A 21,917-nucleotide genomic window follows, 5' to 3' on the forward strand; every position below is an offset into this window, starting at 1 on the left:
TCGGTCATGGGCTCTCCGGCCGTTCGAGGGCGCCGTCGACCAGTTCGCCGATCCGGGCGCCGGCCCGGCGGGCTTCCAGGTGCAGACGGCCTACGTTGATGCGCGGCTGAGCGAGCAGCGTGAGCACCGCGGACGGGCCGGCGGCGTAGGTGGCGACGTAGCCGTGTTCGCCCCGGAGGAGCAGTTCGCGGAAGTCGCCCTGGCCCGTGGTGTCCGTCAGCCGCTGGGCCACGCCGAGGGCCGCCGCGGTGAGCGCCGCGATGGACTCGGCCTCCGACGAGGCGGTGTCCTGGGCCAGCACCAGCCCGTCGGCGCTGGCCGCGAGCGCCCCGACGACCAGCGGGACCCGGGCTCGCAGCCGGTGCAACTCGTCGAGGACCTCGGCCTCCGCGGACATCAGCTGTCTCCTCTCGGCTCGCTGCCGCAGGGCGCGGATCACAGCGTGGCCTCCAATGCGTCTCGCAGCCGGCGGAGCAGGGCGACATCCGGGTCCGGCGTCATCCCGGCGACCCACGCGGGGACGGGGGGCGCCTGCGGTACGGGTGCGCGCGGGGTCTCGACCGCGCCGGCGGCTGCCAGCCTGCGGATGTCGATCAGAATGTGGAACGCCGGACGGCCCAGCGCGCGGGCGATGTCCTGCGGGGTCATCGCGCCGTCCGCCAGGGCGAGCACGGCCCGCTGACGTGCTGTGACCGGGGTGTCCGGGCGGCGGCGGGCCCGTACCACCGGGGCGTTGTCGACGTCCGGATACGGCCAGAGCCGGTCGAGCAGGTCCCTCCGGCGGGCGGCTTCGCGTTCCACCACCGCGGCGGACACCGGGTGCACCGGACCGATCCAGTGCGCGACCCCGTAACGGAAGCGGGTGGGCCCGCTGCTGGGGGCCAGGGCGAAGAACGCCGCGTCGTGCAGGGCGCCCAGATGGCATATCTCCAGTTCCCCGTCGGCCACCTGGCCGCTCTCCACGAGGAATCTGCCGACGAAACCGCGGGCGCCCGCCCGGTCGACGGCCTGCTGCCAGCCCTCGGGCCGCAATCGCCCGGTGGCGGTGAGCAGAATGTCGATGCCCGGTGCGGCGGGGCTCTCGGCGTGCACCACCTGGCCGTCCACCAGATAGAGCGTGCCGCGGTCACGGAGCAGGGCGCCGGTCGCGCGTTCGCCGGCGAGCCGGACCAGCATGGGGGACACGGTGGCGGGGCTCATGCCAGGACCAGTCGCTCGGCGAGATCGCCGAGCCGTAACCGGGCGAGGGCGAGGTTGCCCTGGTCGCGGTCGAGCCAGAGGTGCAGAAAGACGCTGCTGTCGAAGGTCGTCTCGACGAAGCGCAGGATGTGGTACCCGGTGCGGGTGGTGATGATGACGTCCTCGACCGGAAGCTCCCGGGCCGCGGCTTCGTCGCCGGGGACGGGCTCCTCCGGAGCGAAGGCGGGATGTTCGGCGGCCATCCGCGCCAGCTCGGCCGTCTCGGCTGCCGTCGCCTCATGGTCATTGGTCGGCGAGTCGCCGATGGTGCCGAGGGCGAGCCCGCTGGTCCAGTCGACCACGGCGGCGCCCATGGCACCGGGCAGCCGCATGGCTTGCAGCAGACACTCGTCGATTCCGGGCACGCGTGACTCTCCCCCCCAGCGTGGTATGCGGCAGCGTGGTGTGCGGCAGTAACCGTGAAGTTACGCAACGTTCGCTCTGCTGGTGGGAGTTCTGGCATTTTCCGGCGGAACATGCGGCGTGGGGCTAAAGTCCGGGTTCCGCCGCTCGGTTGCGAGTGTCGGCCGGGCGGTCATGCCCTGCGGGGGTCACTCCGGAAGCAGCGCGTCCCGGTGCGCCCCGCCCGCCTCCGCCACGATCTCCGCCACCGTCTGCGCCTCCCGCACCACCACGAACCGCACTCCGTCCTCCCCGGCCGCGAACCCGTAAACCGCCGGCCGGCCAAGGCTGTTGTACGCATAGTGGTGGGCGAAGTAGTACGCCCCCGTATCGAGCACCACCGCATAGTCCCCGGGCTCCAGCATCGGCAACTCCCGGTTCACCGCCAGCAGATCACCGGCGAAGCACGCGGGCCCCGCCACGTCCTGCGCCACCGCGGGACCGGACTTGGGACGGCCCTTGGCGTCGTGGGCGGCGACCCGCAGTGGCCAGGAGGCGGGCGCGTACACGGTGCGGGTCGCGACCTGGACGCCCGCGTGGGTGACTGCGATCGGCCGGCCGCCGGCCGACTTGGTGTATTCGACGCGGGCCAGGATCGTGCCGTGCTTGGCGAGCAGCGAGCGGCCGAACTCGGTGATCAGCCCGTAGCGGCCGTCGAACAGTCCGGGGGCGGTCTCCTTGAGGAGGCGGGCGTAGTCGGCGTAGCCGGGGGTCTCGTCGTCGGAGGAGAAGTTGACGGGGAGACCCCCGCCGATGTCGATGGTGTCGATCTGCTGCCGGCCGGCTGTCGCGTTGATCTCCTCGGCGAGCTCGTGGACGGTCCGGACGCCTTCGGCCATCAGGGCGAGCGGTACGCCCTGCGAGCCGGAGTGGGTGTGCAGGCGTTTGAGCCACGGCCGGTCCAGGTAGGCGCGGACGACCCACTCGCGGGCGCCTTCGTCGCGCAGCGCGACCCCGAACTTCGATGTCGCGGTGGCGGTCGACAGTGCCCCGATGGACCCCGCGCCGATCTGCGGATTCACCCGCAGGCCGAGCGGGGAGCCGGTCGGTGTGGAGGCGACCAGTGCGTCGATGCGGGCCAGCTCCTGCGGGTTGTCCGCGTTGACCGCGATTCCCAGCGCCAGGGCTTCGCGCAGTTCGGCCGGGGTCTTGGCGGGCGAGTCGAGCACGGTGTGCTCCGGGCGTACGCCCGCGGCGCGGGCCAGTGCCAGCTCGCCGGGGCTGGCGACTTCCGCTCCGATGCCCTCCTCCCCGAGCAGCCGCAGCACCGGCACCAGGGGTGCTGCCTTCACGGCGAAGGCGTGCAGCACGGGTGTGCCGGCCGGGGTGACCGCGGCGAACGCGGCGTGCAGGGCGGCCGCGCTGCTGCGGATGCCGGCGATGTCGAGGAGTCCGACGAGGGGGGCTTCCGGCCCGGTGATGCCGGTTTCCACCGCTGCCAGGACGGCCTGCTCGCGCCGTAGGGCGGCGGCTCGTCCGTGCGGTGTGTGGTGTGTGTGGTGTGCCGGGCTGGGGGCCGGGCCGTGCGCTGTGCCGGGGAGCTCGGCGCTAGCCGTCTCGGGGGCCGATTCAGAAGCCATGGGATCCAGCCAATCATCCGTCCGGGTGCAGTGGGATGCCGAGCCGTATTGACTAGCTCTATTCAGCAAGTCAAGATGTGAATAGTTACTGCAAATAGTCGTGGATCGAGGAGGCACGCCATGTCAGGACCCCGGCCGGTACGGGCACCGCGCGGTACGGAGCTGAGCGCCCTGGGATGGCAGCAGGAAGCCGCCCTGCGAATGCTGCAGAACAACCTCGATCCCGAGGTCGCCGAACACCCCGACAAGCTCGTCGTCTACGGCGGCACCGGCAAGGCCGCCCGTGACTGGCGCTCCTTCGACGCGATGGTGCGCACGCTGCGGACGTTGAAGCAGGACGAGACGATGCTCGTCCAGTCCGGCCGCCCGGTCGGCGTGATGCAGACCCACGAGTGGGCTCCGCGGGTGCTGATCGCCAACTCCAACCTGGTCGGCGACTGGGCGAACTGGGAGGAGTTCCGCCGTCTCGAGTCACTCGGTCTGACCATGTACGGCCAGATGACCGCGGGTTCCTGGATCTACATCGGCACCCAGGGCATCCTGCAGGGCACCTACGAGACCTTCGCCGCGGTCGCCGCCAAGCGGTTCAACGGCACTCTCGCCGGGACGATCACCCTCACCGCCGGTCTCGGCGGCATGGGCGGTGCCCAGCCGCTGGCCGTGACGATGAACGACGGCGTCGCCATCTGCATCGACGTCGACCCGCGCGCCATCGAGCGCCGCATCGAACACCGCTACCTCGACGTGAAGGCCGACAACGCGGAGCACGCCCTGCGGCTCGCCGTCGAGGCGCGCGACGCCCGCAAGCCGCTCTCCATCGGATTGCTCGGCAACGCGGCCGAACTGCTGCCCCGGCTGCTCGTCGAGGGCGCTCCGATCGACATCGTGACGGACCAGACCTCCGCCCACGACCCGCTCGCCTACCTCCCGGTCGGCATCGACTTCGACGACATGGCCGCGTACGCCGCGGAGAAGCCGGCCGACTTCACGCTGCGCGCTCGCGAGTCGATGGCCCGGCACGTGGAGGCCATGGTCGGTTTCATGGACGCCGGCGCCGAGGTCTTCGACTACGGCAACTCCATCCGTGGTGAGGCCCAACTCGCCGGTTACACGCGGGCGTTCGACTTCCCGGGCTTCGTACCGGCCTATATCCGCCCGCTGTTCTGCGAGGGCAAGGGCCCGTTCCGCTGGGCGGCGCTGTCCGGCGAGGCCTCGGACATCCACAAGACGGACAAGGCGCTGCTCGAGCTCTTCCCGGAGAACGAATCGCTGCACCGCTGGATCAAGATGGCAGGCGAGCGGGTGCACTTCCAGGGGTTGCCCGCCCGGATCTGCTGGCTCGGCCAGGGCGAGCGCGACAAGGCGGGCGCGCTGTTCAACGACATGGTGGCGGACGGCACCCTGGCCGCCCCGCTGGTCATCGGGCGCGACCACCTCGACTGCGGCTCGGTCGCCTCCCCGTACCGCGAAACGGAGGCCATGCTCGACGGCTCCGACGCGATCGCCGACTGGCCGCTGCTCAACGCCATGGTCAACGTCGCGTCCGGTGCCTCCTGGGTCTCCATCCACCACGGCGGCGGAGTCGGCATGGGCCGCTCCATCCACGCCGGCCAGGTGTCGGTGGCGGACGGCACGGCGCTCGCGGGCGAGAAGATCCGCCGGGTGCTCACCAACGACCCCGGCATGGGCGTCATCCGCCACGTCGACGCCGGATACGACATCGCCGAGCGGGTGGCCGACGAGCGCGGCGTCCGCATCCCGATGCGTGAGGACTCCGAGTGACGTCGAGCAGCGCGGCGCCCGGCAGCCCGGCGAACCCCAGTGTGCCGCCCGGCAGCGCGGCGCCCCGCAGTATGCCGTCGAGCCGTGACATCGGCTCGGGCGCGACGCCGTCCTTCCAGGACATGTGGCGCGACCTCGCCCCCATCGGCCGCGACGCGGACAGCGGCGGATACCGCAGGTACGCCTGGACCGCGGCGGACGCCGACTGCCGCGCCTGGTTCAGGGACCAGGCGGAACGCCGGGGCTTGACGTACGAGCTCGACCGCAACGGCAACCAGTGGGCCTGGCTCGGGGACCCGGAGGGCGCCGATGCCGTCGTCACCGCCTCGCATCTCGACTCCGTCCCGGACGGCGGCGCCTTCGACGGCCCGCTCGGCGTGGTGTCGTCCTTCGCGGCGCTCGATGAACTCCGCAGCCGGGGCGTGGCCTTCACCAGGCCGCTGGCCATCGGGAACTTCGGCGACGAGGAAGGCGCCCGCTTCGGCCTCGCCTGCGTCGGCTCCCGGCTGGCGGCCGGCCGGCTCACCGTCGAGAACGCGCACGCGCTGCGCGACGGCAACGGCATGTCGCTGCCCCGGGCGATGGAGCAGGCCGGATACGACCCCGAGTCGATCGGCCCCGACCCGGAGCGGCTGGCCCGGATCGGCGCGTTCGTCGAACTCCATGTGGAGCAGGGCCGCGCCCTGGACCTCAGCGGCGACCCGGTCGGCATCGCGTCCGCCATCTGGCCGCACGGTCGCTGGCGGTACGACTTCCACGGCGAGGCCAACCACGCGGGCACCACCCGCCTGGTGGACCGCCGTGACCCGATGCTGACGTACGCCGAGACCGTGCTCGCCGCCCGCAGGGAAGCGGAACTCGCGGGCGCCGTAGCCACCTTCGGCAAGATCTCCGTGGAGCCGAACGGCGTCAACGCCATCCCCTCGCTGGTCCGAGGCTGGCTCGACTCGCGCGCCGCCGACCAGTCCACGCTGGACGCGGTCATCGCCGGTATCGAGCAGGCCGCCAGGGAGCGCGGCGAGCGCGACGGGGTGGACGTCCGGGTCACCCGGGAGTCCTTCACTCCCGTGGTCGAGTTCGAGCACGCGCTGCGCGACGAACTCGCCAAGATCCTCGGCGGACGCGACAGCGGCCGGGACGGCCGAGGCATTCCCGTTCTCGGAACGGGAGCGGGACACGACGCCGGAATCCTCTCCGCTTCGGTCCCTACCGCCATGCTGTTCGTACGCAACCCCACGGGTGTTTCGCACTCCCCGGCGGAGCACGCCCGGGAGGACGACTGTCTCGCCGGGGTGACCGCACTCGCCGATGTTCTGGAGGGCCTGGCGTGCAGGTGACGTACTGGCTGGAGCATGCCTGGCTGGACACCTATGTCGAGCCCGGTGTCGTCCTGGAAACCGACGGCGGCCGGATCACCGCCGTCCGCAAGGAGGTTGCCACACCCCCACCAGGGGCGACAGCGCTGCGCGGCCTGACGCTGCCCGGCCTCGCGAACGCGCACAGCCATGCCTTTCACCGCGCCCTGCGCTCCTCCGTCCAGGTCGGCTCCGGCACCTTCTGGACCTGGCGCGATGTGATGTACGGGGTGTCCGCCCGGCTCACCCCGGACAGCTACCACGCGCTTGCCCGCGCCGTGTACGCCGAGATGGCGCTGGCCGGTATCACCGCCGTGGGCGAGTTCCACTATCTGCACCACGGGCCGGGCGGCACGCCCTACGACGACCCGAACGCGATGGGGGAGGCGCTGATCGCGGCCGCCGCCGACGCGGGCATCCGCATCACCCTTCTCGACACCGCTTACCTCGCCTCCGGACTGGTGGACAGGCGCCGGGGCGCCACCCCCACCCAGCACCAGCAGCGCTTCTCCGACGGCACCGCGCAGACCTGGGCCGAGCGGGTGTCGCTGCTGAAGGACCGCGAGTACGCCCGGATCGGCGCGGCCGTCCACTCGGTGCGCGCGGTGCCCGCGAGCCAGCTCCCCACGGTGGCCGAATGGGCCGGTGCGCGCAGCGCGCCGCTCCATGTGCACCTCTCCGAACAGACCGCCGAGAACGAGGCGTGCCAGACCGCCCACGGCTGCACGCCCACGCGGTTGCTCGCCGACCACGGGGTGCTCGGCCCGCAGACCACAGGCGTCCACAACACACATCTCACCGCGGGCGACATCAGCCTCATCGGCTCGACGCAGACCGGTACCTGTATGTGCCCGACGACCGAACGGGACCTCGCCGACGGCATCGGCCCCGCGGTCCGGCTCCAGCAGGCGGGCAGCCCGCTGTCTCTCGGCAGTGACAGCCATGCCGTGATCGACATCTTCGAGGAGGCGCGGGCGATGGAGCTCAACGAGCGCCTGCGCACCCGCACTCGCGGTCACTGGACGGCGGCCGCCCTGCTGCGCGCCGCCACCGCCGGCGGCCATGCGGCCATCGGCTGGCCCGAGGCAGGGACCATCGAGCCCGGCGCTCTCGCCGACCTCACGACGGTCGCGCTGGACACGGTCAGAACAGCGGGGCCGCTGCCGCGGCTCGGCGCGGAGACCGCGGTATTCGCCGCCTCCGCTGCGGACGTTCGCCACACGGTCGTGGGCGGACGCCAGGTCGTGCGCGACGGAGTGCACGTCCTGGTCCCGGACGTGCCGCAGGCCCTGGCCCGGTCCATCGACGCCCTGCACGCCTGACCCCGGACTGCCCGGGCCGGGACCGCCCGAGCCCCGCCCCGTACGCGTAGGAGCACACTGCGATGACGACGACCACCGCACTCACCAACATCGCCACCCTGGTCACCAACGACCCCTCCCTCGGACGCGGGTCTTCCCGCTCGAGCAAATCCGCGAGTGGGGGAAGCTCCCCTCTCGGACTGATCCAGGACGCGGCGCTCGTCATCGACGGCGACCGCATCGCCTGGGTCGGTGAATCCAGCAAAGCACCCGCCACTGACAATGCGGTCGACGTCGGCGGGCGTGCGGTGATCCCGGGCTTTGTCGACTCCCATTCACATCTGGTCTTCGCGGGCGACCGGACAGCGGAGTTCAACGCCCGCATGTCGGGCCGCAGCTACTCGGCGGGCGGCATTCGCACCACGGTCGCGGCCACCCGGGCGGCGTCCGACGAAGAACTGTCGGCCAACGTCCAGAAGTATCTGCGGGAGGCGCTCCGGCAGGGCACCACCACCCTGGAGACCAAGTCCGGTTACGGCCTGACCGTGGACGACGAAGCGAGGGCGCTGCGCATCGCAGCCTCACACACCGACGAAGTCACCTATCTGGGCGCCCACGTAGTGCCGCCCGAGCAGGCTGACGACCCGGCAGCCTATGTGGCACTGGTGACCGGCGCGATGCTCGACGCCTGCGCCCCGCACGCCCGGTGGATCGATGTGTTCTGCGAGCGGGGAGCCTTCGACGGGGATCAGGCCCGCGCGATCCTCACCGCGGGCCGGGCCAAGGGACTGCATCCACGGATCCACGCCAACCAGCTCAGCTATGGTCCCGGTGTCCAGCTGGCGGTGGAAATCGACGCGGCGTCGGCCGACCACTGCACCCATCTCACCGACGCGGACGTGACCGCCCTGGCGAGCGGCAACACGGTGGCCACGCTGCTGCCCGGGGCCGAGTTCTCCACCCGGGCCGCCTGGCCGGACGCCCGCCGACTGCTGGACGCCGGCGCCACGGTCGCCCTCTCCACCGACTGCAACCCCGGTTCGTCCTTCACGTCCTCCATGCCGTTCTGCATCGCGCTCGCGGTACGGGACATGGGGATGACCCCCGACGAAGCGATCTGGTCGGCCACCGCGGGTGGCGCGGCCGCCTTGCGGCGCACCGACGTGGGCCGCCTCACCCCGGGCTCCCGCGCCGACCTGGCCCTGCTCGACGCACCGTCACCGGTCCACCTCGCCTACCGCCCCGGCGTCCCGCTGGTCTCAGCGGTGTGGCAGCGCGGTGAGCGCAAGCTCTGACCGGGCCCTACGGTGGTCGGTCACGCCCCGGGCGTTTCGACCGGCGGGCCACGGTCGGCGGCAGCGGCCGCGAGCCGTTTGTCGTGGGTCACGAAGGCCGTGAGCGCCTGGTCGAGGTGGGCAGCGCTCGCAAGGTGGATGGCGTCCAGCGTGCACAGGCGGGGGATGGGGAACGTCTCGGCGATTCGCAGCACGGGATCGGTGATGCGGATGCGCAGCGTCCTGTCGATCAGCTCTTCCGGAGCAATCCCCAGCACGTTGCGAGACCCGGGTCCGAACGCGGAAGAGCCGGTCCCGACGAGCGGGGCCGGCTCTTGAGCCGAGGGGCCGGGGGCCCCTCGTGGGTACTCACTGCTCCAGGGTCAGTCCCTTGCGCAGTTTCACCAGCGTGCGCGACAGCAGCCGCGACACGTGCATCTGCGAGATGCCCAGCTCTTCGCCGATCTCGGACTGCGTCAGATTGGCGACGAAGCGCAGTGAGAGGATCTGCCGGTCGCGGGCGGTCAGCCCGGCGATGAGGGGCTTCAGCGATTCGATGTACTCGACGCCTTCGAGGTCGTGGTCCTCGTAGCCGATCCGGTCCGCCAGCGCGCCTTCCGAATCGTCCTCCTCGGGCTGCGCGTCGAGCGAACTCGCGGTGTAGGCGTTGCTCGCCGCCATCCCCTCGACGACCTCTTCCCTGCTGAGGTCGAGCCGCGCGGCGAGTTCTGCCACGGTCGGGGAGCGGTCGAGCTGCTGAGCGAGTTCGTCGCCCGCCTTGGCGAGGTCGAGCCGGAGCTCCTGGAGGCGGCGCGGTACCCGTACCGACCAGGAGGTGTCACGGAAGAAGCGCTTGATCTCGCCGATGATGGTCGGCATCGCAAAGGTGGGGAACTCCACACCCCTGCTGAGTTCGAAGCGATCGATCGCCTTGATCAGGCCGATGGTGCCGACCTGGATGATGTCCTCCATCGGCTCGCTGCGGGAGCGGAAGCGGGAGGCGGCGAACTTGACCAGTGCGAGATTCAGCTCGACCAGCGTGTTCCGTACGTAAGCGTGTTCGTATGTTCCCTCTTCGAGGGACTCGAGACGCGCGAAGAGCGTCTTCGACAGGGCCCTGGCATCCAGCGGGCCCACCTCGTCGTACGGCGGAATCTCGGGGATGTCCTCGAGTCCGGTCTCGATCCGGTTGGGCTGGTCGGTCTGGTTTGTCGACGCACCACTGCGGTACTCGTCGAGCCGGGGTGACATGGTGTCCTCCATGGTTCTCGGCGTATGGCTGCCGATGCCTGTTCGTTCGTCCGCGGTGTAGCGGCGCCTCCAAAGCCGGTTGTTTCGAATGTTGTGCGTACTACCCCTATCGGCTGGGTAGGTACAAGCGCAAGTGGCAAATGTCCGTATTAGTCCTGCTTGTTGGGGTTGTTCGGCTACCGGACGGCGTGCTGAAGGCGTAGTCTTCGTTGCTGCACGTCAAGGACATCTCCCACCACGGCGAAGAGGGACGGACACGGACATGGACCGCGGGACCGTCGGCAGCGCGAACAGGGGCCGGCTTCTGGTCGAGGTCCGCACCGAGGGCCGGAGTGAAGTCGTGACTCCGGCGGGTGAGTTGGACCACCACACTGCCGAATTGCTCAGCGAACCACTGGACGAAGCTCTGGAGCGCGGCCGCACCCGTCTGGTCGTCGACTGCTCCGCGCTCGAGTTCTGCGACTCCACCGGCCTCAACGTGTTGCTGGGGGCCCGGCTCAAGGCGGAGGCCGCCGGCGGCGGGGTCCACCTGGCGGGAATGCAGCCGGTGGTGGCCAGAGTGTTCGAGATCACAGGCGCCGAGGCGGTCTTCACCGTGCACGATTCCCTGGACGACGCTTTGCGCGACTGAGGCCGCACACTCTGTCGAAAGAAATAGGTGTTGTCACCATTCGGCAGGGCAGGAGTCCCTCCGCAATCTTATGTACCGCTGACTTTCTTGAACCGGTGAATCGGTGAGGTGAAGCGCTGATGAGCACCACCCGGCAGCAGCCGCCGGGGGACCTCGGCCCCGAGCGCGACGGCGCCGGACCAGGCTTTACCATGTCCGCCGACGGCCGCAGTCGCACGCTCTCCCTGCAGAGCGCCAGCGGCATCGTTCCGCTGGCGCGTGACTTCACGCGCCAGGCGCTCTACGACTGGGCCTGGCTGCCCGCGGAGGGCGCCGACCGGCGCGCCGCCGCGGAGGACGTCCTGCTGGTGGTCTCTGAGCTGGTCACCAACGCCTGCCTGCACGCCGAGGGGCCCGACGAGTTGCGGGTTTCCTACGGGCAGAAGGTGCTGCGGCTGGAGGTCGCCGACCGCGGCGCGGGTCAGCCCACTCCGCGCAGCCCGCACCGGGCGGGCCGGCCGGGTGGGCACGGCATGTTCATCGTCGAGCGGCTCTGTGTGGACTGGGGCGTCGTTCGCACGCCCGGCAATCCCGGCAAGATGGTCTGGGCGGAGCTCGCTGCTCCCGCATAGCCGCATCCCGCACGTCTCGCGACGTGCACGTCTCGCACCCCGCACGTCCCACGCCGCGACGGGTCTCACGGCCGCGCACATGTCACCACGCGCACGTCTCACGGCCGCGCACGTCCCTCATCACCGACGTCCGACGACAAAAGAGGGCCCGGCCGCAGCGAAATCGGTGCGGCCGGGCCCTCCGTACAGCGTGCGGGCCTCGTCAGTGGACGTCGCCCATGAGCTCCTTGACCTTGCTGCGGTTCATCCACACGGCGACGCCGGCGAGCACCGCGACGATCGCCTCGATCGCGACGATGCCGCTCTTGTTGAGGTCGAGACTGAACGGCGGCAGGGAGAGCATGCCGGTGATGCAGTCACCCGCGGTGACGGCCAGGAACCAGACACCCATCATCTGGCTGGCGTACTTCGCCGGGGCCATCTTCGTGGTGACCGACAGGCCGACCGGGGAGAGCGTCAGCTCGCCGACGGTCTGCACGAAGTAGATGGCGACCAGCCACAGCGCGCCCGCCTTCGCGCCGTCCGTGGCGATCGCCAGCGGTGCCAGGAAGACGAAGAACGAGGCGCCGATCAGCACCAGGCCGGAAGCGAACTTCACGACCGTGCTGGGCTCCTTGCCCTTGCGGTTCAGCGCCAGCCAGAAGGCGGCGAAGACCGGGGCCAGCGCCATGATCAGGACCGGGTTGACCGACTGGTACCAGGAGACCGGGAAGTTCCAGCCGAAGACCGCGTTGTGGGCCGAGGAATCGGCGAAGATCGACAGAGTCGATCCGCCCTGGTCGTAGATCATCCAGAAGACGGCGGCGGCGACGAAGAACCAGATGTAGCCGGACATCTTGCGCTGCTCGGTCTCGCTGAGTTCCTTGTCCCGCTTGATACGGGTCAGCACCACGAGCGGAATGATCAGGCCGGCCAGTGTGATCGGCATCAGCACCCAGTTGAGGGTGTAGACGCCGGTGACGACCGTACCGAGGTAGAAGACGGCCGCGACCGCCATCCACATCATCGCCTTGCGCAGGGAGGACGACCGCTCGGCCGCGGAGAGCGGCTTCGGGACGACGCTGCTGCGCTCGTTCAGGTGGCGGGTGCCGATCAGGAACTGGACGAGGCCGAGCGCCATGCCGAGTGCGGCGAGCGCGAAGCCGAAGTGCCAGTTGACGTTCTCGCCGACGGTGCCGATGGTCAGCGGCGCGGCGAAGGCACCGAGGTTGATGCCCATGTAGAAGACGGTGAAGCCACCGTCGCGCCGGGGGTCGTCCGGGCCGTCGTACAGGTGCCCGACCATCGTGGAGATGTTGGCCTTCAGCAGGCCGGAGCCCAGTGCGACCAGGCCGAGACCCACGAAGAAGGTGCCCTGCGAGGGCAGCGCCAGTGTCAGGTGCCCGAGCATGATCACGGCGGTGGCGACGGCGACCGTTTTGCGCGGGCCCCAGACCCGGTCACCGAACCAGCCGCCGGGCATGGCGAGCAGATACACCAGGGACAGATAGACCGAGTAGATCGCGGTGGCCGTCGCCGGGTTCATGTGCAGCCCGTTGGGCGCGATCAGATACAGCGGAAGGAGGGCGCGCATGCCGTAGTAGGAGAATCGCTCCCACATCTCGGTCATGAAGAGAGTCGCCAGGCCGCGGGGGTGGCCGAAGAAGGTCTTCCCGGTATCGGCCGTGCTGGCCGGGTCCTTCGTCAGGCTGGACGCCATGGTCGTTCCTTGCTTTTCGGGACGCGCCGCGAAACGGAGCAGCGCCCGGTGGGGGGTGGCCGGCACCGGCGTGGCCCGTCCCCGCCCACGCCCTGGGGTCCCGGCCGGAGATGCTCCGGGCCGAGGGGGAAAACCACACCGGGATCTACACCCCGCACGCGCTTCGGCGTGCGCGGCCCGGCCGCTAGGTCATTCGCTGGTCATTCACTGTCCACGAGGCCGGCGATGCCAACCTCACACAGAAAAAGGACCTTTGGCGTGTCATAGCAGGCCAAAGAGTCCCGAGTGGTGCTACAGGCGTATCGCCACCATAAGGAGCAGGCCACGGCATTTGGAAGTACTTGAGACATGGATCACAGGTGAACATGGAACCACGATCCCACATTCGAAGGTTCAAACCGGTGTTCTGGCGTACAGCCGCAGGGGTTGTCGATCACCACACGAGCAGTAGCCGTCGCGGACTACCATCACCCCCATGACCCGTGTACTGCTCGCCGAGGACGACGCATCCATCTCGGAGCCACTGGCCCGCGCACTGCGTCGGGAGGGCTACGAGGTCGAGGTGCGGGAAGACGGTCCGACCGCGCTCGACGCCGGCCTCCAGGGAGGTGTGGACCTGGTCGTCCTGGATCTGGGTCTGCCCGGCATGGACGGTCTCGAGGTGGCACGGCGGTTGCGTGCCGAAGGGCACGCCGTGCCGATCCTGGTGCTCACCGCCCGCGCCGACGAGGTGGACACGGTGGTCGGCCTGGACGCCGGTGCCGACGATTACGTCACCAAGCCGTTCCGGCTGGCGGAGCTGCTCGCCCGGGTGCGGGCCCTGCTGCGGCGCGGCGCCTCCGAGACGGCCCCGCAGCCCGCCACCCACGGGGTCAGGATCGACGTCGAGTCGCACCGCGCCTGGATGGGCGACGAGGAGCTCCAGCTCACCGCGAAGGAGTTCGACCTGCTGCGGGTGCTGGTCAGGGATGCCGGCCGGGTCGTCACCCGGGATCAGCTGATGCGTGAGGTGTGGGACACGACCTGGTGGTCCTCGACCAAAACCCTCGACATGCACATCTCCTGGCTGCGCAAGAAGCTCGGTGACGACGCGGCGAACCCGCGCTACATCGCCACCGTGCGCGGCGTCGGCTTCCGATTCGAGAAGAGCTGACGCCGCGGTTGGCGCTGAAGCTCCGCAGGAGCTGACGCTCCGCCCCGGAGAGCGGCTGCGACACTTGGCGGCATGCGCCGCCGCCTGATCAGTTCCACGCTCGCCGTCGTGCTCGTCGTGATCGCCGTCTTCGGCGTCTCGCTCGTCATCGTTGAGACGCGCACCATCAGCAGCAGCGCCCAGGAGAGCGTGGACTCCGAGGCGCTGCGGCTGTCCAGCATCGTGGAGAGCCGGCTGGTCGGTGACGAGCGGGTCACCAAGGAGATCCTTCGCGACCAGGTGGACGCCAACCGCTACGCGGTGGTCCAGATCCCCGGCAAGGGAACCATCCGGCTCGGCACGGAGCCGGCGGGCAGCGTCATCCGCGGTACGGCAACCGGCGGGCGGGGCGAGAAGGTCTCCGTCGAGGAACCGGCCTCCACCGTCACCCGCGAGGTGGGCCGGACCCTCCTGATCATCGCGGCGGTCGCGCTGCTCGCGATCATCTCGGCGGTACTGCTCGCCGTGCGCCAGGCCAACCGGCTCGCCTCGCCGCTCACCGATCTCGCCGAGACCGCCGAGCGTCTGGGGTCCGGCGACCCGCGCCCTCGACACAAGCGGTACGCGGTACCCGAACTGGACCGGGTCGCGGATGTGCTGGACTCGTCGGCCGAGCGGATCACCCGCATGCTGACCGCCGAGCGCAGGCTCGCCGCGGACGCCTCGCACCAGCTCCGCACGCCGTTGACCGCGCTCTCCATGCGTCTGGAGGAGATCACCCTCACCGACGACCTGGACACGGTGAAGGAGGAGGCGACCATCGCACTGACCCAGGTGGAGCGGCTCACCGATGTGGTGGAGCGGCTGCTGACCAACTCCAGGGACCCGCGCACCGGCTCCGCTGTCACCTTCGATCTCGACGAGGTCGTCAAGCAGCAACTGCAGGAATGGCGTCCGGCGTACCGCAGCGCGGGACGCGCGATCGTGCGGTCCGGGAAGCACGGCTTGCGCGCCGTCGGCACCCCCGGCGCGGTGGCCCAGGTGATGGCCGCGCTGATCGAGAACTCGCTGATGCACGGCGGGGGCACCGTCGCGATCCGCACCAGGGTCACCGGCACCCAGACCGTTGTCGAGGTGACGGACGAGGGCCCCGGGGTGCCGCCCGAGCTGGGGGCGCGGATCTTCGAGCGGACCATCAGCGGCCGCAACTCCACCGGAATCGGACTTGCCGTGGCCCGCGACCTGGCCGAGGCGGACGGCGGACGTCTGGAAATGCTGCAGCAGCACCCGCCGGTCTTCGCGCTCTTCCTGAGCCGGGTGTCGCAGGGGCTGACGGCAGCCTCCGGTCCGCATCAGGAGAAGCCGACGGTCAGGTGAGGCGGGTCACCGCCCGGCGGTCTGCATCGCTTCCTGGGCGGGCAGCGCCCGAAACACCCAGGTCCGGTAGGACCAGAAGCGGAAGACGGTGCCGAGACCGAGACCGACGACGTTCTTGGCCATGTTGTCGGCGAGCGTCGACGTGAGGCCGAAGCCGTAGTGCGACAGGGCCAGCGTGCCGTTCTCGATGACCAGACCGATGCCGCTGAAGAGCAGGAAGAGCGTCAGCTCCCGGGTCCGCTTGCTGCGGTCGGTATGCCGGTAGGTCCAGTAACGGTTGCCGACATAGTTCGTCGTGATGGCGACGCAGGTGGCGATCACCCCGGACCGCACCACGGCAAGATCAAAAGAGTGCGTGCAGATGTTGAAAACGACCGCATTGACCACAAAACCGATCGCCCCGACCGCACCGAACTTGGCGAGCTCGCGAGCCAGCGCGTCCAGCCGTATCCGCAGCGCGCCCCATTCGCTCATGGTGTGGCTCAGCCCCGTCCCCTACCGCCGGCGGGTGCGCCGGTCGCCTGCCCGTGACTCGGTCGTCAACCCCGCCATGCTAGACGAGCGCCTGCCGGCCCGCGCCGCGGGCAGCCGAGCAGTGGCAGGGCTGTGACAGACCGGCGGATACCCTGGGTGTGTGACGTTTCCCGTAGTCGGCATGGTCGGTGGCGGACAGCTCGCCCGTATGACCCACGAGGCAGGCATTCCCCTCGGCATCAGATTCAAGCTGCTCAGTGACACCCCGCAGGACTCGGCTGCTCAGGTGGTGAACGAAGTCGTCGTCGGCGACTATCGCGATCTGCCGACGCTGCGTGCCTTCGCCCGCGGTTGCGACGTGATCACTTTTGATCACGAGCATGTGCCGGTCGAGCATTTGCGGGCCCTGGAAGCCGACGGCATTCCCGTCCGGCCCGGGCCGGACGCCCTGGTGCACGCCCAGGACAAGGGGGTGATGCGCGAGCGGCTCACGGCGCTCGGCGCCCCCTGCCCCCGGCACCGGATCGTCTCGGATCCCGCCGACGCGGTGGCCTTCGCGGACGAGGTGGGTGGCTTCCCGGTCATCCTCAAGACCGTCCGGGGCGGTTACGACGGCAAGGGCGTGTGGTTCGTACGCTCCGAGGTGGACGCCGAAGCGCCCTTCAGGGCGGGCGTCCCGGTACTCGCCGAGGAGAAGGTGGACTTCGTACGGGAGCTCGCGGCGAACGTCGTGCGCTCCCCGCACGGCCAGGCGGTGGCCTACCCGGTCGTGGAGTCCCAGCAGGTCGACGGGGTCTGCGACACGGTGATCGCACCGGCCCCCGGACTGGACGAGGAGCTCGCCGGCCAGGCCCAGCAGCTCGCGCTGCGGATCGCGGCGGAGCTGGGGGTGACCGGTCACCTCGCGGTGGAACTCTTCGAGACCCGTGACGGCCGGATCCTGGTCAACGAGCTCGCGATGCGCCCGCACAACTCCGGTCACTGGACCCAGGACGGTTCGGTCACCTCGCAGTTCGCCAACCACGTGCGAGCCGTGCTCGACCTGCCGCTGGGCGATCCGCGTCCGCGCGCCCGCTGGACGGTCATGTGCAACGTCCTCGGCGGCGACTACCCGGACATGTACCAGGCGTATCTGCACTGCATGGCGCACGATCCGCAGCTGAAGATCCACATGTACGGCAAGGACGTGAAGCCCGGACGCAAGGTCGGCCACGTCAACACCTACGGTGACGACCTGGACGAGACGCTGGAGCGCGCCCGTCACGCCGCCGGATACCTGCGAGGGACACTGCTCACATGAACGAGCCCGTCGGCACGACCACCCCGCCCATCGGCATCGTCATGGGATCGGACTCCGACTGGCCGGTCATGGAGGCCGCCGCCGAGGCGCTGGACGAGTTCGAGATCCGCTACGAGGTCGATGTCGTCTCCGCACACCGGATGGCCCGCGAGATGATCGCGTACGGCGAGGAGGCCGCAGGACGTGGCCTCAAGGCGATCATCGCGGGCGCCGGGGGAGCGGCCCACCTGCCGGGCATGCTCGCTTCGGTGACCCCGCTCCCGGTGATCGGCGTGCCGGTGCCGTTGAAGTACCTGGACGGCATGGACTCGCTGCTGTCCATCGTCCAGATGCCGGCCGGCGTCCCGGTGGCGACGGTCTCGGTGGGCGGCGCGCGGAACGCGGGCCTGCTCGCCGCGCGTATCCTGGCCACCGCCGATCCGGAACTTCTCGACAAGATGCGGGAATTCCAGCAGGAGCTGAAGGAGCAGGCCACCGAGAAGGGCAAGCGGTTGCGTGCGAAGGTCGAGGGGGCAGGTTCCTTCGGATTCGGAAAGTAGGCGGAAGCCATGTCGGCTCATCTCACCGAGGCCCTCGATGTGCTCGCCGACCACCCGGTCGTCGACGGACACAACGACCTGCCGTGGGCGCTGCGCGAACACGTCCGTTACGACCTGGACAAGCTCGACATCGCGCGCGACCAGACGGGCCGGCTCCACACCGATCTGCACCGGCTGCGCAAGGGCTGTGTCGGCGCCCAGTTCTGGTCGGTCTACGTCCGCAGCGACCTGGCGGGCGACGAGGCGGTCAGCGCGACGCTGGAGCAGATCGACGTGGTGGACCAGCTGATCGCCCGCTATCCGGGTGACCTGGTCCGGGCGCTGACCGCTGACGACATGGAATCCGCCCGCGGTCAGGGCCGTATCGCCTCACTGATGGGGGCCGAGGGCGGCCACTCCATCAACAACTCGCTGGGCACCCTGCGCGCGCTGTACGCGCTCGGTGTGCGGTACATGACCCTCACCCACAACGACAACATCGCCTGGGCGGACTCGGCGACCGACGTGGAGAAGGCGCACGGGCTGACCGCCTTCGGCCACGAGGTGGTACGGGAGATGAACCGCACCGGCATGCTGGTGGACCTCTCCCATGTGTCCGCGAAGACGATGCGGGCCGCGCTGGAGACCTCCACCGCGCCGGTGATCTTCTCGCACTCCTCGGCCCGCGCGGTCTGTGACCATCCGCGCAACGTCCCGGACGACGTGCTGGCCCAGCTGCCGGTGAACGGCGGGATCGCGATGGCCACCTTCGTTCCGAAGTTCATCCTCCCCGAGGCGGTCGAGTGGACCGCACGGGCGGACGAGAACATGCGCGCCCACGGGCTGCACCACCTGGACACGACCCCCGCCGGTATGAAGGTGCAGCGCGCCTTCGAGGAGGCGCACCCCCGGCCGATGGCCACCGTGTCCACCGTCGCCGACCACCTCGACCACATGCGTGAGGTCGCCGGTGTCGACCACATCGGCATCGGCGGCGACTACGACGGCACCGCGTTCACCCCGGCCGGTCTGGAGGACGTGGGCGGCTACCCCCAGCTGATCGCCGAGCTGATCCGCCGCGGCTGGTCGGTGGACGAGCTGTCCAAGCTGACCTGGCTGAACGCCGTACGGGTGCTGCGCGCCGCGGAGGACGTCGCGCGCGACCTCCAGTCGCAGCGCGGCCCGTCCAACGCGACCCTGGCCGACCTGGACGGCTGACCGCCCGGCGGCCGCGGCCTACGCCCGCGGCCGCCCCATGGCGCGGTACGTCCACCCGGCGTCCCGCCACGCCACGGCGTCCAGCGCGTTGCGCCCGTCCAGCAGTATCCGCTCGGCGGCCACCGCCCCCAGCTCCACGGGGTCCAGCTCGCGGAACTGGCGCCACTCGGTCAGGTGCAGCACGACGTCCGCCCCGCGCACCGCGTCCAGCGCGGTCTCCGCGTACCCGAGCGTCGGGAAGAGACGGCGGGCGTTCTCCATGCCCTTGGGGTCGTACACGGTGACCTGACCGCCCTGCAGATGGATCTGCCCGGCGACGTTCAGCGCGGGCGAGTCCCGTACGTCGTCCGAATCCGGCTTGAAGGCCGCACCCAGTACCGCGACCCGCTTGCCCAGGAACGAACCGCCGCCGACCGCTTCCCGGGCCAGCTCGACCATGTGCCCACGCCGCCGCATATTGATCGAGTCGACCTCGCGCAGAAACGTCAGCGCCTGGTCGGCGCCGAGCTCGCCGGCGCGTGCCATGAAGGCCCGGATGTCCTTGGGCAGACACCCGCCGCCGAAGCCGATACCGGCCCGCAGGAACTTCTTGCCGATCCGTTCGTCATGGCCGAGTGCCTCGGCCAGTTTCGCCACATCGCCTTCCGCGGCCTCGCACACCTCGGCCATCGCGTTGATGAACGAGATCTTCGTGGCCAGGAACGAGTTCGCCGCGGTCTTCACCAGTTCGGCGGTGGGGAAGTCGGTCACCACGAACGGTGAGCCCTCGCCGATCGGCCCCGCGTACACCTCGCGCAGCAGCTTCTCGGACCGCTCGCTCCGCACCCCCACCACGATCCGGTCCGGGCGCAGGGTGTCCTGCACGGCGAAGCCCTCGCGCAGGAACTCCGGGTTCCAGGCCAGCTCGACGGCGTCACCCGCCGGGGCGAGCCCGCTGATCAGCTCCGCCAGCCGTGCCGCGCTGCCGACCGGCACGGTGGACTTGCCGACGACCAGCGCGGCCCGCTTCAGATGCGGGGCAAGCAGGCTGAAGGCACGGTCCACGTACGACATGTCGCAGGCGTACTCGCCGTGCTTCTGCGGGGTGTTCACGCAGACGAAGTGCACATCACCGAACTCCCCCACCTCCTCCCACGAGGTGGTGAACCGCAGCCGCCCGGTGGACCCGTCGAGTCCCGCGACGTGACGCTGCAGGATCTCCTCGAGCCCCGGCTCGTACATCGGGACCCGCCCCTGTGAGAGCAGCTCGATCTTCTCGGGCACCACATCGAGTCCGAGCACGTCGAAGCCCAGCTCCGCCATGGCCGCGGCATGCGTGGCGCCGAGGTAGCCGGTGCCGATCACGGTGATTTTCAGGGCCATCAGCATGCTCCAGGGGGCGTACGGGTTCGGGTGCGCGCCCGAGCATATCCGGGGCACTGCCGGCGGCCGGATTCCCGCTGTCGCCAACCTCACGTAGGACGGCGATATACCCGCGGTGGCTCGCCGTCTAAAATGAAGTTACTTAACGGTAGTTAGCATCGACGGTAGTCAGCATCCTGGGGAGTGAGTGACCTTGGCAGGTTCGCCCGATTTCGACCTGTACCGCCCGGCCGAGGAGCACGCCATGCTCCGTGACTCGGTCCGCTCCCTGGCCGAGGCGAAGATAGCGCCGTTCGCCGCGGCGGTCGACGAGGAGGCCCGCTTCCCGCAGGAGGCGCTGGACGCCCTGACCGCCGCCGACCTGCACGCGGTCCACGTACCGGAGGAGTACGGCGGCGCGGGCGCCGACGCGCTCGCCACGGTCATCGTCATCGAGGAGGTGGCCCGCGTCTGCGCGTCGTCCTCCCTCATCCCCGCCGTGAACAAGCTCGGCTCCCTCCCGGTGATCCTGTCCGGCTCCGAGGACCTCAAGAAGAAGTACATGACTCCGCTCGCCCAGGGCGACGGCATGTTCTCGTACTGCCTCTCCGAGCCGGACGCCGGATCGGACGCGGCGGGCATGAAGACGAAGGCCGTCCGCGACGGCGACTTCTGGGTGCTCAACGGGGTGAAGCGCTGGATCACCAACGCCGGTGTCTCCGAGTACTACACGGTGATGGCCGTCACCGACCCCACCAAGCGCTCCAAGGGCATCAGCGCCTTCGTCGTCGAGAAGTCCGACGAGGGCGTCTCCTTCGGCGCCCCGGAGAAGAAGCTCGGCATCAAGGGCTCCCCGACCCGCGAGGTCTACCTCGACAACGTCCGGATCCCCGCCGACCGCATGATCGGCGCCGAGGGCACCGGCTTCGCCACCGCGATGAAGACCCTCGACCACACCCGCATCACCATCGCCGCCCAGGCCCTCGGCATCGCCCAGGGCGCCCTGGACTACGCCAAGGGTTACGCCCGGGAGCGCAAGCAGTTCGGCAAGCCGATCAACGACTTCCAGGGCATCCAGTTCATGCTCGCCGACATGGCCATGAAGATAGAGGCCGCCCGCCAGCTCACCTACGCGGCGGCGGCCAAGTCCGAGCGCCTCGACAGCGACCTGACCTTCGCGGGCGCCGCGGCCAAGTGCTTCGCCTCCGACGTCGCCATGGAGGTCACCACCGACGCGGTCCAGATCCTCGGCGGCTACGGCTACACGCGGGACTACCCGGTGGAGCGGATGATGCGGGACGCGAAGATCACCCAGATCTATGAAGGCACGAACCAGGTGCAGCGGATCGTCATGGCCCGCAACCTGCCGTAACCCGGCGGATCACCGGCCCGGCCAGGGGCGCCCTCCGGGGCGCCCCGCGGCGTTCGCCCG

General features: G+C 70.0%; 21 protein-coding genes. 12 read left to right on the forward strand and 9 right to left on the reverse strand.

The genetic code is table 11. The features are described from left to right. Nucleotides 1-4 precede the first annotated feature (4 nt). From AB0M87_RS24425 to AB0M87_RS24440, 4 genes are all read right to left on the reverse strand, one after another. The gene (locus tag AB0M87_RS24425) at nucleotides 5-397 is read right to left on the reverse strand and encodes a roadblock/LC7 domain-containing protein (RefSeq protein WP_365856331.1); all 393 of its coding nucleotides are present in this window, start codon (nucleotides 395-397) and stop codon (nucleotides 5-7) included. 38 nt (nucleotides 398-435) lie between these two features. Continuing rightward, nucleotides 436-1,200, reverse strand: coding sequence for a transcriptional regulator (locus tag AB0M87_RS24430; protein WP_365856333.1), 765 nt, complete (start codon nucleotides 1,198-1,200; stop codon nucleotides 436-438). Then, the gene (locus tag AB0M87_RS24435) at nucleotides 1,197-1,604 is read right to left on the reverse strand and encodes a hypothetical protein (RefSeq protein WP_365856336.1); all 408 of its coding nucleotides are present in this window, start codon (nucleotides 1,602-1,604) and stop codon (nucleotides 1,197-1,199) included. The genes AB0M87_RS24430 and AB0M87_RS24435 overlap by 4 nt, the downstream gene beginning before the upstream one ends. A gap of 186 nt (nucleotides 1,605-1,790) precedes the next feature. Beyond that, on the reverse strand, nucleotides 1,791-3,221 hold the full coding sequence (locus AB0M87_RS24440) for a diaminopimelate decarboxylase (protein WP_365856338.1): 1,431 nt from the start codon (nucleotides 3,219-3,221) through the stop codon (nucleotides 1,791-1,793). Between the two features lie 120 nt (nucleotides 3,222-3,341). On the opposite strand from AB0M87_RS24440, the gene hutU reads away from it, so the two are divergent. The 4 genes from hutU (at nucleotide 3,342) to hutI (ending at nucleotide 8,954) form a co-directional block, all read left to right on the forward strand. Beyond that, on the forward strand, nucleotides 3,342-5,003 hold the full coding sequence (hutU, locus tag AB0M87_RS24445) for a urocanate hydratase (protein ID WP_365856340.1): 1,662 nt from the start codon (nucleotides 3,342-3,344) through the stop codon (nucleotides 5,001-5,003). A gap of 71 nt (nucleotides 5,004-5,074) precedes the next feature. Further along, complete coding sequence (locus AB0M87_RS24450; RefSeq protein WP_365856456.1) at nucleotides 5,075-6,340, forward strand: allantoate amidohydrolase; 1,266 nt, start codon at nucleotides 5,075-5,077, stop codon at nucleotides 6,338-6,340. Continuing rightward, a complete protein-coding gene (locus tag AB0M87_RS24455; RefSeq protein WP_365856342.1) occupies nucleotides 6,331-7,680 on the forward strand; it encodes a formimidoylglutamate deiminase in 1,350 nt (449 codons plus the stop codon). Before AB0M87_RS24450 ends, AB0M87_RS24455 begins: the two co-directional genes overlap by 10 nt. 62 nt (nucleotides 7,681-7,742) lie before the next feature. Beyond that, nucleotides 7,743-8,954, forward strand: coding sequence for an imidazolonepropionase (gene hutI, locus AB0M87_RS24460; protein WP_365856344.1), 1,212 nt, complete (start codon nucleotides 7,743-7,745; stop codon nucleotides 8,952-8,954). A 20-nt stretch (nucleotides 8,955-8,974) separates the two neighbouring features. On the opposite strand, the gene AB0M87_RS24465 is transcribed toward hutI, so the two are convergent. Then, entirely contained in the window at nucleotides 8,975-9,211 is a 237-nt protein-coding gene (locus AB0M87_RS24465) for a hypothetical protein (protein ID WP_365856346.1), read from the reverse strand. A 91-nt stretch (nucleotides 9,212-9,302) separates the two neighbouring features. After that, the gene (locus AB0M87_RS24470) at nucleotides 9,303-10,196 is read right to left on the reverse strand and encodes an RNA polymerase sigma factor SigF (RefSeq protein ID WP_365856348.1); all 894 of its coding nucleotides are present in this window, start codon (nucleotides 10,194-10,196) and stop codon (nucleotides 9,303-9,305) included. 250 nt (nucleotides 10,197-10,446) lie between these two features. Here AB0M87_RS24470 and AB0M87_RS24475 point away from each other — a divergent pair, with 250 nt between their 5' ends. Together AB0M87_RS24475 and AB0M87_RS24480 are read left to right on the forward strand one after the other, a co-directional pair. After that, nucleotides 10,447-10,815: an STAS domain-containing protein gene (locus AB0M87_RS24475; RefSeq protein WP_365856350.1), complete on the forward strand. Its 369-nt coding sequence runs from the start codon at nucleotides 10,447-10,449 to the stop codon at nucleotides 10,813-10,815. Between the two features lie 119 nt (nucleotides 10,816-10,934). Next, entirely contained in the window at nucleotides 10,935-11,426 is a 492-nt protein-coding gene (locus AB0M87_RS24480; protein ID WP_365856352.1) for an ATP-binding protein, read from the forward strand. A gap of 202 nt (nucleotides 11,427-11,628) precedes the next feature. Here AB0M87_RS24480 and AB0M87_RS24485 read toward each other — a convergent pair whose 3' ends face one another. Then, nucleotides 11,629-13,125 carry an oligopeptide:H+ symporter gene (locus tag AB0M87_RS24485; protein ID WP_365856354.1) on the reverse strand — a complete coding sequence of 499 codons (1,497 nt, stop codon included), beginning with the start codon at nucleotides 13,123-13,125 and terminating at the stop codon, nucleotides 11,629-11,631. 475 nt (nucleotides 13,126-13,600) lie between these two features. Between AB0M87_RS24485 and AB0M87_RS24490 the strand changes: the two genes are divergently transcribed. Further along, entirely contained in the window at nucleotides 13,601-14,278 is a 678-nt protein-coding gene (locus AB0M87_RS24490) for a response regulator transcription factor (RefSeq protein WP_365856356.1), read from the forward strand. Between the two features lie 72 nt (nucleotides 14,279-14,350). Further along, nucleotides 14,351-15,634: an ATP-binding protein gene (locus tag AB0M87_RS24495; protein ID WP_365856358.1), complete on the forward strand. Its 1,284-nt coding sequence runs from the start codon at nucleotides 14,351-14,353 to the stop codon at nucleotides 15,632-15,634. A gap of 6 nt (nucleotides 15,635-15,640) precedes the next feature. Here the strand turns inward: AB0M87_RS24495 and AB0M87_RS24500 are convergent, their stop codons facing one another. Continuing rightward, on the reverse strand, nucleotides 15,641-16,108 hold the full coding sequence (locus AB0M87_RS24500) for a GtrA family protein (RefSeq protein WP_365856360.1): 468 nt from the start codon (nucleotides 16,106-16,108) through the stop codon (nucleotides 15,641-15,643). A gap of 160 nt (nucleotides 16,109-16,268) precedes the next feature. Between AB0M87_RS24500 and AB0M87_RS24505 the strand changes: the two genes are divergently transcribed. From AB0M87_RS24505 to AB0M87_RS24515, 3 genes are read left to right on the forward strand one after another with little or no spacing between them, the layout of a single operon-like run. Beyond that, nucleotides 16,269-17,408 (forward strand): 5-(carboxyamino)imidazole ribonucleotide synthase, encoded by a 1,140-nt coding sequence (locus tag AB0M87_RS24505; RefSeq protein ID WP_365856362.1) that lies wholly within the window; start codon nucleotides 16,269-16,271, stop codon nucleotides 17,406-17,408. Continuing rightward, nucleotides 17,405-17,947: a 5-(carboxyamino)imidazole ribonucleotide mutase gene (gene purE / locus AB0M87_RS24510; RefSeq protein ID WP_365856364.1), complete on the forward strand. Its 543-nt coding sequence runs from the start codon at nucleotides 17,405-17,407 to the stop codon at nucleotides 17,945-17,947. The genes AB0M87_RS24505 and purE overlap by 4 nt, the downstream gene beginning before the upstream one ends. A gap of 9 nt (nucleotides 17,948-17,956) precedes the next feature. Then, nucleotides 17,957-19,144, forward strand: coding sequence for a dipeptidase (locus AB0M87_RS24515; protein WP_365856366.1), 1,188 nt, complete (start codon nucleotides 17,957-17,959; stop codon nucleotides 19,142-19,144). Between the two features lie 18 nt (nucleotides 19,145-19,162). Here the strand turns inward: AB0M87_RS24515 and AB0M87_RS24520 are convergent, their stop codons facing one another. Then, the gene (locus AB0M87_RS24520; protein ID WP_365856368.1) at nucleotides 19,163-20,506 is read right to left on the reverse strand and encodes a UDP-glucose/GDP-mannose dehydrogenase family protein; all 1,344 of its coding nucleotides are present in this window, start codon (nucleotides 20,504-20,506) and stop codon (nucleotides 19,163-19,165) included. Between the two features lie 193 nt (nucleotides 20,507-20,699). On the opposite strand from AB0M87_RS24520, the gene AB0M87_RS24525 reads away from it, so the two are divergent. Next, entirely contained in the window at nucleotides 20,700-21,857 is a 1,158-nt protein-coding gene (locus tag AB0M87_RS24525) for an acyl-CoA dehydrogenase family protein (protein WP_365856370.1), read from the forward strand. The last annotated feature ends 60 nt before the right edge of the window (nucleotides 21,858-21,917 follow it).

This window comes from Streptomyces sp. NPDC051320 (assembly GCF_040682175.1).
GTDB lineage: Bacteria > Actinomycetota > Actinomycetes > Streptomycetales > Streptomycetaceae > Streptomyces.